Origin of the sequence: Pseudomonas lundensis (assembly GCF_001042985.1) — a bacterium.
In the GTDB taxonomy this organism is placed as follows: Bacteria; Pseudomonadota; Gammaproteobacteria; order Pseudomonadales; family Pseudomonadaceae; genus Aquipseudomonas; species Aquipseudomonas lundensis.
Map to the genome: position 1 here is coordinate 17,869 of NZ_JYKY01000038.1, position 16,366 is coordinate 34,234.

Annotated in this window: 13 protein-coding genes; 6 read left to right on the forward strand and 7 right to left on the reverse strand. The window is 57.0% G+C overall.

What is annotated here, in order from left to right; all coding sequences use genetic code 11:
- Position 1 precedes the first annotated feature (1 nt).
- A complete protein-coding gene (locus TU74_RS21185) occupies positions 2 to 3,100 on the forward strand; it encodes an efflux RND transporter permease subunit (RefSeq protein WP_048377593.1) in 3,099 nt (1,032 codons plus the stop codon).
- Between the two features lie 52 nt (positions 3,101 to 3,152).
- Entirely contained in the window at positions 3,153 to 3,791 is a 639-nt protein-coding gene (locus TU74_RS21190; protein ID WP_048377594.1) for a DUF1345 domain-containing protein, read from the forward strand.
- Between the two features lie 56 nt (positions 3,792 to 3,847).
- On the opposite strand, the gene hppD is transcribed toward TU74_RS21190, so the two are convergent.
- On the reverse strand, positions 3,848 to 4,924 hold the full coding sequence (gene hppD, locus TU74_RS21195) for a 4-hydroxyphenylpyruvate dioxygenase (RefSeq protein ID WP_047274661.1): 1,077 nt from the start codon (positions 4,922 to 4,924) through the stop codon (positions 3,848 to 3,850).
- Positions 4,925 to 5,261: 337 nt separating this feature from the next.
- Between hppD and TU74_RS21200 the strand changes: the two genes are divergently transcribed.
- The 3 genes from TU74_RS21200 to gloA all read left to right on the forward strand — a co-directional run bounded on the left by TU74_RS21200 (position 5,262) and on the right by gloA (position 8,318).
- Positions 5,262 to 6,812 carry an EAL domain-containing protein gene (locus tag TU74_RS21200; protein ID WP_048377595.1) on the forward strand — a complete coding sequence of 517 codons (1,551 nt, stop codon included), beginning with the start codon at positions 5,262 to 5,264 and terminating at the stop codon, positions 6,810 to 6,812.
- 240 nt (positions 6,813 to 7,052) lie between these two features.
- The gene (locus TU74_RS21205) at positions 7,053 to 7,412 is read left to right on the forward strand and encodes a histone-like nucleoid-structuring protein, MvaT/MvaU family (protein WP_047274751.1); all 360 of its coding nucleotides are present in this window, start codon (positions 7,053 to 7,055) and stop codon (positions 7,410 to 7,412) included.
- Positions 7,413 to 7,796: 384 nt separating this feature from the next.
- Positions 7,797 to 8,318, forward strand: coding sequence for a lactoylglutathione lyase (gene gloA / locus TU74_RS21210; RefSeq protein ID WP_047280687.1), 522 nt, complete (start codon positions 7,797 to 7,799; stop codon positions 8,316 to 8,318).
- 54 nt (positions 8,319 to 8,372) lie between these two features.
- On the opposite strand, the gene ahpF is transcribed toward gloA, so the two are convergent.
- The 3 genes from ahpF to TU74_RS21225 all read right to left on the reverse strand — a co-directional run bounded on the left by ahpF (position 8,373) and on the right by TU74_RS21225 (position 11,744).
- Complete coding sequence (gene ahpF, locus TU74_RS21215; RefSeq protein ID WP_047282413.1) at positions 8,373 to 9,935, reverse strand: alkyl hydroperoxide reductase subunit F; 1,563 nt, start codon at positions 9,933 to 9,935, stop codon at positions 8,373 to 8,375.
- Between the two features lie 128 nt (positions 9,936 to 10,063).
- Positions 10,064 to 10,627 (reverse strand): alkyl hydroperoxide reductase subunit C, encoded by a 564-nt coding sequence (ahpC, locus tag TU74_RS21220; RefSeq protein WP_048377596.1) that lies wholly within the window; start codon positions 10,625 to 10,627, stop codon positions 10,064 to 10,066.
- Between the two features lie 178 nt (positions 10,628 to 10,805).
- Entirely contained in the window at positions 10,806 to 11,744 is a 939-nt protein-coding gene (locus TU74_RS21225) for a site-specific integrase (protein WP_048377597.1), read from the reverse strand.
- Positions 11,745 to 11,924: 180 nt separating this feature from the next.
- On the opposite strand from TU74_RS21225, the gene TU74_RS21230 reads away from it, so the two are divergent.
- Positions 11,925 to 12,935, forward strand: coding sequence for a DNA-binding protein (locus tag TU74_RS21230; RefSeq protein WP_047282415.1), 1,011 nt, complete (start codon positions 11,925 to 11,927; stop codon positions 12,933 to 12,935).
- Between the two features lie 68 nt (positions 12,936 to 13,003).
- Here the strand turns inward: TU74_RS21230 and TU74_RS21235 are convergent, their stop codons facing one another.
- From TU74_RS21235 to galU, 3 genes are all read right to left on the reverse strand, one after another.
- On the reverse strand, positions 13,004 to 13,195 hold the full coding sequence (locus TU74_RS21235; protein WP_047282416.1) for a hypothetical protein: 192 nt from the start codon (positions 13,193 to 13,195) through the stop codon (positions 13,004 to 13,006).
- Positions 13,196 to 13,791: 596 nt separating this feature from the next.
- Entirely contained in the window at positions 13,792 to 15,150 is a 1,359-nt protein-coding gene (gorA, locus tag TU74_RS21245) for a glutathione-disulfide reductase (protein WP_047274667.1), read from the reverse strand.
- 134 nt (positions 15,151 to 15,284) lie between these two features.
- Entirely contained in the window at positions 15,285 to 16,124 is an 840-nt protein-coding gene (galU, locus tag TU74_RS21250) for a UTP--glucose-1-phosphate uridylyltransferase GalU (RefSeq protein WP_047274668.1), read from the reverse strand.
- Positions 16,125 to 16,366: the final 242 nt, after the last annotated feature.

Genomic DNA, 16,366 nt, shown 5'->3' on the forward strand with positions numbered 1-16,366 from the left:
CATGCCGCAGTTCTTTATCGATCGGCCCATTTTTGCGTGGGTCGTCGCGTTGTTCATTCTGCTGGCGGGGGCGTTGGCCATCCCGCAATTGCCTGTCGCGAAATACCCCAACGTTGCACCGCCCAAGGTTGAGGTCTATGCGGTGTACCCCGGCGCGTCTGCCCAGACGCTGGACGAAAGCGTGGTCAGCCTGATTGAGCAAGAGCTCAACGGCACGGATGGCCTGATGTATTTCGAATCCCAGAGCAGCCTGGGCAGTGCCTCCATCACCGCCACGTTCAAGCCTGGCATTGACCCGGAGATGGCGCAGGTCGACGTACAAAACCGCCTTAAGGCCGTTGAGTCCCGTTTGCCTCAAGCGGTGATGCAGCAAGGGCTACAGGTCGAGAAAGTGTCGTCCGGCTTTTTGATGCTGGTGACGCTCACGGCCCATAACAGCCCGCTGGACGAGGTCGCGTTCAGTGATTACCTTGCCCGCAACGTGATGAACGAAATCAAGCGGATCGAAGGCGTGGGCAAGGCCCAGCTCTATGGCGCCGAACGGGCCATGCGCATCTGGATCGATCCGCAGAAGCTGATCGGCTTTCACCTGACCCCGGCAGACGTCAATCAGGCGATTGCCAATCAGAACGCGCAGGTCTCGGCGGGCAGCATCGGTGATTTGCCGGGCCGCCCGACCCAGGAGATCACTGCCACAGTGCTGGTCAAAGGCCAACTTTCGACCCCTGAAGAGTTTGGCGACATCGTGCTGCGGGCTAACCCGGACGGGTATACCGTGCGTGTGCGCGACGTGGCGCGGGTTGAAATCGGCAGTCAGGAATACCAGTACGGCACTCGCCTCAATGGCAAGACCGCCACCGCCTTCAGCGTGCAACTGGCGCCCGAAGCCAATGCCCTGAGCACTGCCACCCTGATTCGCGCCAAGATGGACGAATTGAGTCGCTACTTCCCGGCAGGCGTTGAATACACCATCCCGTACGACACATCGCCCTTCGTCAAAGTCTCGATTACCAAGGTGATGTACACCCTGGTCGAGGCGATGGTGCTGGTGTTTGCCGTGATGTTTCTGTTTTTGCAGAACATCCGATACACGCTGATCCCGACACTGGTGGTGCCGGTCGCCCTGATGGGCACGTTTGCCGCCATGCTGGTGCTCGGTTTCTCGATCAACGTGCTGACGATGTTCGGCATGGTGCTGGCCATCGGGATTCTGGTGGACGACGCCATTGTGGTGGTGGAAAACGTCGAGCGGATCATGGTGACCGAGGGGCTGTCCCCGCGCGAAGCCACACGCAAGGCCATGACCCAGATCAGCGGTGCAATCATCGGTATCACCCTGGTGTTGGTGGCGGTGTTTATCCCGATGGCGTTCATGCCGGGCTCTGTGGGGGTGATTTACCAGCAGTTCTCGCTGTCGATGGCCACCTCGATCCTGTTCTCGGCGTTCCTGGCGCTGTCGCTGACCCCAGCGTTGTGCGCAACCCTGCTCAAACCCATCGCCAAGGGCGAGCACCATGCCAAGGGCGGCTTCTTTGGCTGGTTCAACGCGCGCTTTGAGCGGATGTCCCAAGGTTATGAGCACTGGGTGGTGCACGTGATCAAGCGCAGCGGGCGCTACCTGCTGGTGTACGGCGCCCTGCTGGTGATCCTGGTGGTGTGCTTTACGCGTCTGCCCTCTTCATTTTTGCCGGTCGAGGATCAGGGCTACACCATCACCGACATCCAGTTGCCGCCGGGTGCCAGCCAGGTGCGCACGATCAAGGTGGCCGAACAAATCGAGGCGCATAACGCCCGTGAACCAGGCGTGGGCAACACCACGATGATTCTGGGCTTCAGCTTCTCCGGTAACGGCCAGAACGCCGCACTGGCATTCACGACCATGAAAGATTGGTCCGAGCGCGGCACCAAAGATTCGGCATCAGCAATCGCGGACCGTGCCAATGCCGCGTTCAGCGACCTCAAGGATGCCGTGGCATTTGCCATCCTGCCGCCGCCCGTCAGCGGGCTGGGCACCTCGAGCGGTTTTGAGTTCCGTCTGCAAGACCGTGGTGGCGTCGGATACGACGTGCTTATGCAAGCGCGCACTGAACTGCTGGCCTTGGCCGAGAAAAGCCCTGTGCTGACCAATGTGCGTGAAAGCGCGCTGGCCGAGAGCCCCCAGGTGCAATTGGAGGTGGACCGCAAGCGCGCCAATGCATTGGGCATTTCCTTTGCCGATATCGGGAACGTGTTGTCCACGGCAGTGGGGTCGGCTTACGTCAATGACTTCCCGAATCAGGGGCGCATGCAGCGCGTGGTGGTGCAGGCCGAGGGCGATCAGCGCAGTCAGGTTGAAGACCTGCTCAAGATCAATGTGCGTAACAACCTCGACAAGATGGTGCCGTTGTCGGCCTTTGTCCAAGCCCGCTGGATTCAGGGTGCCTCGCAGTTGACGCGCTACAACGGTTATCCGGCCATCAGCATTTCCGGCGAAGCGGCCCCTGGCCACAGCACCGGCGAAGCGATGATCGAGATCCAGCGCCTGGTCGCACAGCTGCCTGCTGGCATGGGCATGGAATGGACCGGTCTGTCGCTGGAAGAAAAAATCTCCGGCGCACAGGCGCCGATCCTGCTGGGGCTGTCCTTGTTGGTGGTGTTCTTGTGCCTGGCAGCCCTGTATGAAAGCTGGTCGATTCCCACGGCGGTCCTGCTGGTTGTGCCTCTGGGCGTATTGGGCGCGGTGCTGGCAGTGACGTTGCGGGGGATGCCCAATGACGTGTTCTTCAAGGTGGGGTTGATCACGATCATTGGCCTGTCAGCCAAGAACGCGATCCTGATCATCGAGTTCGCCAAGACCTTGTATGACGAAGGCCATGATTTGGTGGATGCAACCGTACAGGCGGCGCGCTTGCGTCTGCGCCCGATTGTGATGACCTCGCTGGCCTTCATTCTCGGCGTCGTACCGCTGGCCATCGCCACCGGTGCGAGCTCCGCCAGTCAACAGGCCATTGGTACGGGCGTCATTGGCGGCATGATCGTGGCCACGCTGGCGGTGGTTTTCGTGCCGGTCTTCTTTGTGGTGGTCATGAAACGGGTGAGAAGAACACCGCGAGCCGATTAAGCGTCGACGGCGCGTGCTAAGGTTCAGCAATACCTCGTTACAGGGACTGTTTATGCCGCACCTTGCACGCACTCACCCTCGCCTGACCGCTGCCACTGTTCTGGGGGTGGCGGTCGGGATTTTCGCCCCCGCCGCGACCCTGACCACACAATTTTTACTGGGCTGGAATGTCGGTGTCTGGCTGTACCTGGCGTTGACGCTGTGGCTGGTCATTCGCGCTAAAGCCTGCGATGTCAAACGTACGGCAGAGGTCGAAGACGAAAATGCCAGCATGGTGCTGTTCACGGTCTGTGTGGCGGCATTGGCCAGCCTGGCGGCGATCACCCTTGAGCTTTCCGGCAACAGCAAACTCAGCAACGCCGATCAGGCCATGCACTACGCGTTTACCGGCATGACCATCGTCGGGTCGTGGTTGATGATCGGGGTTATTTTCAGCCTGCACTACGCCCGGCTGTTCTATAACCACGAGGGGCCGGAGCCTGCCCTGCGCTTTCCTGAGGGGGAGCTGGACCCCGATTACTGGGACTTTCTCTACTTCTCGTTCACGCTGAGCGTGGCGGTACAAACCGCCGACGTAGCGATTGCCACCCGCGAGATGCGAAAAGCCGTGCTGGGGCATTCGCTGCTGGGGTTTTTGTTCAATACCGCTGTGCTGGGGTTCTCGATCAACATCGCTGCCGGATTGTTTTAGCCTCAAAAAAAACGCCCGGCCGAATGATCGGGCGGGCGTTTTTTTAGGTGTCAGGATCAGTCTGCGGTCAAAACACCGCGACGCACCTGATCGCGTTCGATGGATTCGAACAGGGCTTTGAAGTTGCCTTCGCCAAAACCGTCGTCGCCCTTGCGCTGGATGAACTCGAAGAACACCGGGCCCATCAGGGTTTCGGAGAAGATTTGCAGCAGCAAGCGCTTGTCGCCCTTGTCGGACGAGCCGTCGAGCAAGATCCCGCGAGATTGCAGGGCCTCTACCGACTCGCCATGGTTGGGCAAGCGGCCTTCAAGCATTTCGTAGTAGGTGTCTGGTGGCGCGGTCATGAAACGCATGCCGATTTTCTTCAGTGCGTCCCAGGTCTTGACCAGGTCATCGCTGAGGAATGCCACGTGCTGGATGCCTTCGCCGTTGAACTGCATCAGGAACTCTTCGATCTGCCCTGCGCCCTTGGACGACTCTTCGTTCAACGGGATGCGGATCATGCCGTCCGGGGCGGTCATGGCCTTGGAAGTCAGGCCGGTGTACTCACCCTTGATGTCGAAGTAACGAATCTCACGGAAGTTGAACAGTTTTTCGTAGAAGTTAGCCCAGTACGCCATGCGGCCGCGGTACACGTTGTGGGTCAGGTGATCGATGATTTTCAGGCCCGCCCCCACTGGATGACGGTCCACGCCTTCAATGAACACGAAGTCGATGTCATAGATCGAGCTGCCTTCGCCATAGCGGTCGATCAGGTACAGCGGCGCACCGCCGATGCCCTTGATCGCGGGCAGGTTCAGCTCCATTGGGCCGGTCGGGATTTCAATGGGTTGTGCGCCCAGCTCAAGGGCACGGGCATACGCCTGCTGCGCATTGCGCACGCGAAAGGCCATGCCGCACACGGACGGGCCGTGTTCGGCAGCAAAGTAGGAGGCTACGCTGTGAGGCTCATTATTGAGGATCAGGTTGATGTCGCCCTGACGGTACAGGTGTACAGCTTTGGAGCGATGGGTAGCGACTTTGGTGAAACCCATGATTTCAAAAATGGGTTCGAGGGTATTCGGCACAGGGGATGCGAACTCGATGAATTCAAAGCCCATCAGACCCATTGGGTTTTCGTATAGATCAGCCATTTTGGCGCCTCATCATGGTCATTTTTAGAATTAACGTAGGGTTATTTGCTAAGAATGCAGAGGCTGTCAGGCGGCGCACAGGAGATGCCACGTACACTGCGCGCAAGGAAATCACCGTGAATCAGTTGGAACCCGAATATCTTCATGTCGACCCATCTCGTGCGGGCGGGGCTTCTGCTTGCAGAAGTCATTATTCTTGTATGCGTAAGCGGATTCTACATGGCGTAATCAGGTTTGTCCCCGCCACGCGTGAATTTGTGGCGTACCAATGCTAGCCTTTTCCTATTACGGCCCACCTTCTTTCTATTTATAGCCCTTTGTCTGTGCAGGAACCTGAATGCCTTTGACGCTGAAGTTGACCCGCAGATGGACAGAGCGTTACGCGTTGGTTGTGCTCAGTGGTTTACTGCCCGTGGTGCTGGGCCTGTTCATCATCGCCTGGCAGGCTGACCGCTCACTCAAGCTGGTGGCTAAACAGACCGTCACCGAAGCGGTCAGGCAATTCGACCAGATGCTCGATAACGCGGCACTGGCCACCGACGTGGTGTTGCCCTTATCCGGCCAGGAATGCACCCAGGTCGAACTGGCCCTGCGCGATCAAGTCACTCGTCGTCCCTTTGTCCGCTCAGTCAATCTGGTGTGGGACAACCAGCTGTATTGCTCTTCCTTGTTTGGCAATTTCAAAGAAACCGTCAACCCGGAAAATTACGTGGCAGGTCGATTGTGGTTGATGTCGGGCAACCCGGTCACCCCGAATGAACCGCTGTTGATCTTGCGCAAACAGAAAGACCATCAAGGCGTGTTGGTCAGCCTTTATGGTTTTCACCTGGTCAATGTGTTGGGGCTGATCAATCATAAAACCCTGTTATTGCTGCAAGTGGGCGACGCCTGGATAGATCGCTATGGGGTCGCTCGCACAACGCCTGTGCCTGACTATCCGGTGGCGCAGGTCAGCTTGCCCTCTGCGCAATACCCTTACCGCGTCGTGGCCGGTTTCAGCGACGGCGAGGTGTGGCGTTTTGCGTTTATGGAATACCCCGGATTGATCGCCTTAATGATCTTTTTGGGCGTGGTCTCGGCGGGCACCGTTCGCTGGTTGCAAAAGCGCGCGTCGTCTCCCAGCCATGAACTTCAGCGTGGGCTGGAGGCCGGAGAATTCATTCCTTTCTTTCAGCCCATCGTGCGGGCTGATGACCGACAGTGGGCGGGCGCGGAAGTATTGATGCGCTGGCAACACCCACGAGAAGGTTTGGTGCGCCCTGATTTGTTTATACCGTTTGCCGAACACTCCGGGCTTATCGTGCCTATGACGCGATCTTTGATGCAGCAAACAGCAAAGCTACTGGCGCCACATGCCACTAGCATGGAGCCGGGGTTTCATATCGGGTTCAATATCACGGCGCGTCACTGCCAGGATCTGGAACTGGTTGAAGATTGCAGGACGTTCCTTAAAGCGTTTGCGCCAGGGCATATCAAACTGGTACTGGAGTTAACGGAGCGCGAATTAATCGTGCCCAGCGAATTGACGCACCGCTTATTCGCCCAACTTCATGAATTAGGGGTGATGATTGCCATTGATGATTTTGGTACCGGACATTCCAGTCTGGGCTACCTGCACGAATTCAATGTCGATTACCTGAAGATAGATCAAAGTTTCGTCGCCATGATTGGTGCCGATGCGCTGTCCATTCATATTCTCGACGCCATTATTGAGCTCAGCGCAAAACTGGGCCTGGGCGTTGTCGCTGAAGGGATTGAAACCGAAGAACAAAGCCAGTATCTGGCGGCCCGGGGTGTGGCGTTTTTACAGGGTTATCTGTTTGCGCGCCCGTTACCGGCGGACCAGTTCATCGTGTCTTTGCGCGAGCGACCGGCCCGAAAAACTTAGAGGGGCGATCGTTTATCAGCCTTAATTGAACCCTTCGTACTAACTGCGTGTGGTGTGTGGCAGTTTGCAGATTAACAACTACAATTTTTTTGACCGAATCCAGGTCGTCCGAATAGTTGTGTTACTGGGCAGTCATTGTCAAAGAACGGATGAAATACTGCCCTGTCTACCTTATGTTGCCCATCTTTCTTTCTACACATCGGTTAGGTACATACCGAACCCACGATCGGAGTAATGACTTTGAGCAGACTTGCCGAGTTTCGCGCCGCTGAAAAGGCGCTGCAAGAACAAATGGCGCAGTTGGAGGCCTTGAAAAATGATGCCGGTTTAAAAAAGGAGATTGAATTCGAGCAAAAACTTCAAGGATTGATGAAGTCCTACAATAAGAATTTGCGCGACATCATTGCGATTCTTGATCCTCACCCGGTGACATCAAAGGTTTCGACGGCCCCTAAACAGCGCAAAGCCCGTGTCGTAAAGGTCTACCACAACCCGCATACCGGTGAACTGATTGAAACCAAAGGCGGTAACCACCGCGGGCTCAAAGCCTGGAAAGAACAGTACGGCGCATCAACGGTAGAAAGCTGGGTGAGAACCTGACCCTTCATCCAAAAGCCCTGTTCGTCAGGGCTTTTTTTGGCGATTTATTCGGCGTCTGCCTCTACACAGCGTATTCGCCCGAGGGCCGATCGTGCGCAGACCGTTCAGCCGGCAGACCGGTCCGATAGTCGCAGGCGCATCAATATTCACAATTTTTTCACACCGCAGGTTTCAGGATGAAGGCTGCTAAAGGACTAGCGCCCCATACCCGCTTCGGCGGGCTTCTTTTTGCCTCGAATTTATCGAGTGCGCGCTGTCAATCATCACGGCTATCTGCCCCCCGGCCCTGAATCCGGTTTGGCGCATGGCGTCACATTCCGTATCATTCCCCTCATCACGCTCACCGTAGCGACCAATCATCCAAGCAACACCTTCGGAGGGTTCATGAGCCTGCAAGAACTGAACAACATTCCCGGCGTTACGGCTACGCCAGACAGCGCTACCCAAAATTTTGTGTTTAACCACACCATGTTGCGCGTCAAGGACATCGAGAAATCCCTGGATTTTTACACCCGCGTTCTGGGTTTCTCCTTGGTGGAAAAACGTGATTTCCCTGAAGCAGCGTTCAGCCTGTACTTCCTGGCGCTGGTCGACAAAGCACAGATCCCGGCCGATGACGCCGCGCGTACGGTGTGGATGAAGTCGATCCCCGGCATTCTGGAGCTGACCCACAACCACGGTTCGGAAACAGACGACAGCGTTGTGTACCACAACGGCAATACCGACCCGCGCGGGTTTGGTCACATCTGCGTTTCAGTGCCGGACATCGTTGCCGCCTGCGAGCGTTTCGAGACACTGAATGTCGATTTCCAGAAGCGTTTGAGCGACGGCCGCATGAAGTCCCTGGCCTTCATCAAAGACCCTGATGGCTACTGGGTCGAGATCATTCAGCCCACACCCCTGTAACAAGCAACGCAAAAAAAACCCATGATCGCTCATGGGTTTTTTTCTGTCCGGCCCTTAATCAGGGGCAGACGTGCGGATCAAATGATCGAAGGCACTCAGCGACGCCTTGGCGCCCTCTCCTACCGCGATCACGATCTGCTTGTACGGCACGGTGGTCACATCACCGGCTGCAAAAATACCTGGAATTGACGTCTCGCCGCGAGCATCCACCACGATTTCGCCCCGCGGTGTCAATTCGACAGTGCCTTTGAGCCAATCCGTGTTGGGCAGCAAACCAATCTGTACAAAAATGCCTTCGAGCTCGACGTTGTGGATCTCGCCGGATTGACGATCTTTGTAACGCAGGCCATTCACTTTCTGCCCGTCGCCGGTCACTTCTGTGGTTTGCGCGTTAGTTATCACTGTGACGTTCGGCAAGCTGTTGAGCTTGCGTTGCAAGACGGCATCAGCACGCAGCTTGGTGTCGAACTCAAGCAACGTGACGTGGGCAACGATACCGGCCAGGTCGATGGCGGCTTCAACCCCTGAGTTACCGCCACCAATGACGGCCACGCGCTTGCCCTTGAACAGCGGCCCGTCGCAGTGCGGGCAGTAGGCGACGCCACGGCTGCGGTATTCCTGCTCGCCGGGCACGTTCATTTCACGCCAGCGCGCACCGGTCGCCAGAATCAGTGTCTTGGCCTTCAAAGACGCCCCGCTGGCGAATTTCACTTCGTGCAGCTCGCCAGCTTTGCCGGGAATCAATTGATCGGCGCGTTGCAGGTTCATGATGTCCACGTCGTATTGCTTGACGTGCTCTTCAAGCGCCGTGGCCAGTTTCGGCCCTTCGGTTTCCTGCACCGAGATAAAGTTTTCGATGGCCATGGTGTCGAGCACCTGCCCGCCGAAACGCTCTGCTGCCACGCCGGTACGAATGCCCTTACGGGCGGCATAAATGGCCGCTGCCGCGCCGGCCGGGCCGCCACCGATCACCAGCACATCAAAGGCGTCTTTGGCGCTGATTTTCTCGGCCTGACGTTCAATGGCGCCGGTGTCCAGCTTGCCAAGAATCTCTTCCAGGCCCATGCGGCCCTGACCAAAGTTGACACCGTTCAGGTAGACGCTGGGAACCGCCATGACCTGACGATCATTGACCTCGTCCTGAAACAGGGCGCCGTCAATCGCCACGTGGCGAATATTAGGGTTGAGCACGGCCATCAGGTTCAGCGCCTGAACCACGTCCGGGCAGTTCTGGCAGGACAGCGAGAAGTACGTCTCGAAGTTGAACTCACCTTTCAATGAACGGATTTGTTCGATCACTTCGGGACTGGCTTTCGATGGGTGGCCGCCTACTTGCAGCAATGCCAGCACCAGCGATGTAAATTCGTGGCCCATGGGGATGCCTGCAAAACGCAGGCTGATATCACCGCCCGGGCGATTCAACGAGAACGATGGCTTGCGCGCATCGGTGCCGTTGTCCAGCAAGGTGATCTGGCTGGAAAGGCTGGCGATTTCTTTCAACAAGTCATGCATTTCACGGGATTTCGCACCGTCGTCGAGGGAAGCAACGATCTCGATCGGCTGGGTGACCCGCTCCAGGTATGACTTCAACTGAGCTTTTAAATTGGCGTCCAACATACGGGCGATCTCCTTAACGGTTTAAGACTGTGTAAAAAAAACGCCCGAGCGAATCTCGCCCGGGCGTTTTGAGGGCGATGCTGCTGACAACTCAGGTGCGGATCACCGCCCTTGGCTGGCTCACAGGCTTAGATCTTGCCGACCAGGTCGAGCGATGGTGCGAGGGTGGACTCACCTGCTTTCCATTTGGCCGGGCACACTTCACCCGGGTGGGCAGCCACGTACTGAGCCGCTTTGATTTTGCGCAGCAGTTCGGAAGCATCACGGCCAACGCCGCCGTCGTTCAGTTCAACGATCTTGATCTGACCTTCAGGGTTGATCACGAACGTGCCGCGATCCGCCAGGCCTGCTTCTTCGATCAGTACGTCGAAGTTGCGAGAGATGGTCAGCGTCGGGTCGCCGATCATGGTGTACTGGATTTTGCCAATGGCTGGCGAGGTGTTGTGCCATGCCGCGTGAGCGAAATGGGTGTCAGTAGACACGCTGTAGATTTCCACGCCGAGTTTCTTGAACTCTTCGTAGTTGTCAGCCAGGTCTTCCAGCTCGGTTGGGCAAACGAAGGTGAAGTCAGCCGGGTAGAAGAACACAACGGACCATTTGCCTTTCAGGTCGGCGTCCGACACTTCTACGAAGCTGCCGTTTTTGTAAGCGGTGGCTTTGAACGGTTTTACTTGGCTATTGATGATAGGCATCGTTGACTCTCCGTCAGGGTTGAAAAGTTGATGGGGTGAATCCTAACAACACATTTTGTATCTGGCTCATTGGGAAAGCTGATGCTGGTGATTGGTTTTGGCTATCAGGTTGCTCTATTAATAGAAGAAACCCGAATACCACTCTCTGCCAGCCCGCTCACCCGCATCTTGATCCCGATCAAGGCCCGATACGTTTTTCTGCCGCAATGCTCATCCCGGTAAACGGGGTCGGTTCAACATAGCGCATCGCTGACTTGACGTCCTTCCAGCCGACGTAATTCATCAGGGACTTAAGGTCCCAGCCATTGTGATGCGCCCAGGTTGCAAAACCGCGACGCAATGAATGGCTGGTGTACTGCTCGGCGGGAATCCCCGCGCGCTCCAAGGCTTGACGTAACAAGGGAATCACACTGTTGGCGTGCAAGCCCGCTTCGCCCAGATTGCCCCAGCGATCAATTCCCCTGAAGACCGGGCCGCGCACCAACGCCGAAGCGTTGAGCCACTCGATATAGGCCCGCACCGGGCACAGGCGCAGCAATGCCGGGGTCTGGAAGGTTTTGCCGAGGTTGTCTCGGTCTCCTTTACTGCGCGGCAGATACAGGGTGATCCCCGAACCCGCTACCGTTTGCACGTGCTCAACTTGTAAGCGGCACAGCTCGTCACTGCGAAAGCCCCGCCAAAACCCCAGCAGTATCAGCGCAGTGTCGCGACGCGCCCGCAGCCAGCCGGGCTGGTCAGCATTGGCCTGTGCGGTTTGCGCTTCGCTTTCGAGCCAATCAATCACTGTCTCCAGGTGCCGCAATTGCAGGGGTTCTGCCTGTTTTTCCTGCGCCGGGTGTAGTGCGCGTATGCCTTTGAAGACTTTACGCACCACCGGCGCTTTGGTCGGGTCGGCAAAGCCCTGGCTGTTGTGCCACTGAGCGATGGCCGACAGGCGTAATTTCAAGGTGTTGATCGAGTGCTGGCCGGCATGCGCGACCAAGTAGCGCGCCACGCTGTCGCTGGTGGCGGGCAGGAAACCGCCCCAGGTCACTTCGAAGTGTTCGATGGCGGCGCGGTAACTGCGTCGCGTGTTGTCGCGGGTGGCCGCGTTCAGATAGCGATCCAGATCGCTCATGGGGGGTATCTCTCGCGTTGGCGTACTGGAAACAGGCCCAAACATCACAAAACGGCCTCTAGTACGGGATAATACCAGTATATCCCGCCTGAAAAATCATAAAATATGACAGAAAAATAGAATTAATATAGTATGCAATTACATGATACATACCACAGTACATAATCGTAGGAGAGACCCATGGCTCGCGGCGGCGTAAACAAAGCAGTGGTGCAAATTGCACGCGCGGCAATCCTGGCCCGTGGTGAACACCCGAGCATTGATGCCGTACGAATCGAGATGGGTAATACCGGCTCCAAAACCACCATTCACCGGTATTTGAAGGAGCTGGATGACAGCGATAGCCGTCGTGGCGTATCCCATGAAGCGCTGGGGGATGAGCTGGCAGAACTGGTCACCCGCCTCGCCCATCGGCTGCAAGAGCAAGCACAAGAACCGATTGATCGCGCCCAGGCGCAGTACGAACAGCTGAAAACACAGCTGCAGGCCCAATTGTCTGAAGCGCAGCAGACGCTGTCCGGGCTACAACAGGATCTCGAAATTCAGGCGACGGCCTTGCATCAGGAAAGCGCCAACCTGGAGTCCACGCGCTCCATGCTGCAGACCGAACAGACGCGCAATGCGGCCCTCAATCAAGCGTGCAGCGATTTTGAATTGCGCCTCAAAGACCGTGATGAGCAGATCCGTTCACTGGAAGAAAAACACCTCCATGCGCGCGATGCACTTGAGCATTACCGCAGCGCTACCAAAGAGCAGCGCGAGCAAGACCAGCGACGCCATGAAGGCCAGTTGCAACAGGTGCAAATGGAACTGCGCCAGGCACAGCAAAGTGCCCTTGTACGACAGGATGAAATCACACAATTGCACCGCGATAACGAACGCGTGCTCAGTGAGAACCGTGCACTGGCCAAGGAAATCCATCAGGTCAACGAACAGCAGAAAAAGCTGGGACAACACAACCAGCAATTGAGTCATCAGGTGAGCCAGCTGGAGGGCGAGCGCACCCTGCTTCAAGAGCGGCTGCGTGTGGCGACCCATGAAGGCGAAGCGCTCAAAAAAGCCCAGGCCGACACTCAACACGCCGTGACAGCCTTGACGATGCGCGCCATGAAAGCAGAAGCGGCACTGGAGACGCTCAAGGCACTCAAAGACGCCGAAACGCCTGTGACACCAGCCCCGACCGACGAGTAATCACCCGGCGAAGCGCTGCCGAAGACGCTCAGCGCTCCTTTAATGAGGGCTGAGCGGATAGAGGCCGGTTATTCCGGTGTTGCCGGTAAAGAATTCCCGGGGCCGGCAGGGGCGGTCGTTGGCACGGCAACCTTCCAGGTCGACGTCACCCTTCCCGGCTCCCCCCACGCCGCACTGCCCTCCAGCACTTGCAGCGCACCCGCACGCGCCACCTGACTGATGTATTCGCTGGGCTTCAGGGCATTGGCACGCAATTTCATGTGTAGGGCATTTTTCGAGGGTGCTGCAGCTGATCCGCCCGAGGCGTGATCCTCTCCATCAACCTGCCTTCATGCTCTGACCCACTCGGCGCGTACTTGATCAGCGCACCCTCGTGCGCTGAAAAATAGTGCGTTTGCGCACACTGACGTTCCTCAATGGCGGCGCACCGCTCATGAGGTTCGAGCATGTTGCGATATAACTGCTCTTCTTCGGCAGAAGGCCATAACTGTGACGGCTGCCCCCGATGAATGTGGTACACCGCAACCACACGGTACCCGGCGGGTATGGATGCACTGGCCCCTCATGCCTGATCTGCTGATGAACATGCCGCGCGGCATCATCGGCACTCAGAAAGTCCGGGCTTAGATCCGGGTAGACAGCATTGGCCTGTAGCCAATTGGCGCCGCACTCGATTGGGTAAGGGTTTCATGGGGGTTATCCGTCAGCGTTGAGTTATGCCTCAGTTGCTGAAGGATCGTTCATGAGTGCATGCACACAGCGGTGGTTGATATGTACGGCGCGCGGGATGCGCATCGTGTTGAGTGACTGCGGCGAGCATGGCGCGACGCCCGCAGCAGTCTCTCTACGCATTCGATTAGCGCTTGGTGGGCGTGCGCATGGTGACAAACTCTTCGGCCGCCGTGGGATGGACACCAATGGTTTCGTCAAAGTGCTGTTTGGTTGCGCCAGCCTTCATGGCAATGGCCAAGCCCTGCACAATTTCCCCCGCTTCGGGACCGACCATATGGCAACCCAACACTTTGTCCGTTTCGGCATCAACCACCAGCTTCATGAACGTGCGTTCCTGGCAATCGGTCATCGTCAGTTTCATCGGGCGGAAACTGCTTTCGAAGATCTGCACCTGATGCCCATCCTCGAGGGCTTGCTCCTCACTCAAACCGACGGTTCCGATAGCGGGCTGGCTGAATACGGCCGTCGGGATCATGTTGTAATCCACCGGGCGGTATTGCTCAGGCTTGAACAAACGGCGCGCCACGGCCATGCCTTCTGCGAGTGCAACAGGCGTCAATTGCACACGGCCAATGACGTCGCCAATGGCCAGAATCGAAGGTTCATCGGTCTGGTACAGGTCATTGACGTTAATGAAGCCGCGCTTGTCGAGTTTGACGCCCGTGGTTTCCAGACCAAGGTTGTCAAGCATCGGCCGGCGCCCCGTCGCATAGAACACGCAATCGGCTTCAAGCACACGACCGTCTTTTAGCGTGGCTTTCAGGCTGCCATCGGGCTGCTTGTCGATTCGCGCGATATCGGCGTTGAACTGCACGTCCATGCCGCGCTTGAGGAGCTCTTCGTGCAAATGTTTGCGCACGGAGCCGTCAAAACCGCGCAGGAACATCTCGCCGCGATACAGCAGAGACGTCTCGGCGCCCAACCCTTGGAAAATCCCCGCAAACTCGACGGCAATGTAGCCTCCGCCCACAACCAGCACGCGCTTTGGCAGCGCCTTGAGAAAGAACGCTTCGTTCGAACTGATGGCGTGTTCATGCCCCGGGATCTCGGGGATCTGCGGCCAGCCACCGGTGGCGATGAGGATGTGTTTAGCCGTGTGCCGCTGACCATTGACCAGCACCTCGTTCGGCCCGGTCAAGGTGGCGTGGCCCTCCAGCAACGTAACACCACTGTTAACCAGCAAGTTGCGGTAGATACCATTGAGACGATTGATTTCACGGTCTTTGTTGGCAATCAGCGTGGACCAGTCGAAGCTGGAAGCACCCAGTGTCCAGCCAAAGCCTGACGCCTGCTCGAACTCTTCGGCAAAGTGGGCGCCGTAGACCAGCAGCTTTTTAGGCACACACCCCACATTGACGCACGTGCCGCCCAAATAGCGGCTTTCCGCCACGGCCACCTTGGCACCAAACCCGGCTGCAAAACGGGCAGCGCGTACACCGCCGGACCCGGCCCCAATCACAAACAAATCAAATTCGTAGGACATCACTATCTCCTGAGCAGTCCATCAGCATAATCCCTGCGGCGCGATTGACCAGCGCCGAGGATGACTGAAATCGGAAAACGAGAAAGCCACCCGTAGGTGGCTTTCCCTTGAAGCAGTCAGCACGCTCGTGTTTCTTAGTAAGCCTTGCCGGTTTTGTAGAAGTTTTCGAAGCAGAAATTGGTGGCTTCAATGTAGCCTTCCGCACCGCCGCAATCGAAACGCTTGCCTTTGAATTTGTACGCAATCACGCAGCCGTTTTGCGCCTGCTTCATCAGCGCATCGGTAATCTGGATTTCGCCACCTTTGCCTGGCTCGGTTTGCTTGATCAGATCAAAGATGTCCGGGGTGAGGATGTAACGACCGATAATCGCCAGGTTCGAAGGTGCATCTTCGGGCGCTGGTTTCTCAACCATGTTGCGCACGCGGTACAGGTCATCACCAATCAGGTCACCGGCGATGACGCCGTACTTGTTGGTTTCCTGCGGGTCAACTTCCTGGATGGCAATGATGGTGCAGCGGTACTGGTTGTACAGCTTGACCATCTGGGTCAACACGCCGTCGCCTTCCAGGTTCACGCACAGGTCGTCCGCCAGGACCACGGCAAAGGGTTCGTCGCCGATCAGTGGACGGCCGGTCAGGATAGCGTGACCCAGCCCTTTCATTTCGGTTTGACGGGTGTAAGAGAACGAGCATTCGCTCAGCAGGCGACGGATGCCGACCAGGTATTTCTCTTTATCGGTGCCCTTGATCTGGTTTTCCAGCTCATAGCTGATGTCGAAATGGTCTTCAAGGGCGCGCTTGCCACGACCTGTGACGATGGAGATTTCGTTCAGGCCTGCGTCGAGTGCTTCTTCAACGCCGTACTGGATCAGTGGCTTGTTCACCACCGGCAGCATTTCTTTAGGCATGGCTTTGGTCGCTGGCAAAAAGCGAGTGCCGTAGCCGGCTGCTGGGAACAAGCATTTCTTGATCATATGAGTCCTTAAAAGGGCTGTGCGTACGGATTTGGCGCAGTCTAATCAGGCGGCAGCAAGCTTACAATGCCCCCGATAGCATACTGATACCAACATAGAGAAAATATGTGCCACTTAGTGTCCTGAGCGGTTAGTTCGACTATCCATCAAGGCGACGGTAAAGTGATGACCCAACGTCATGGACTGATTGTACAAATGGCCCGTCCCGCTGCTCCCTTTGCTTTAACGCCTTCCGACCTCGT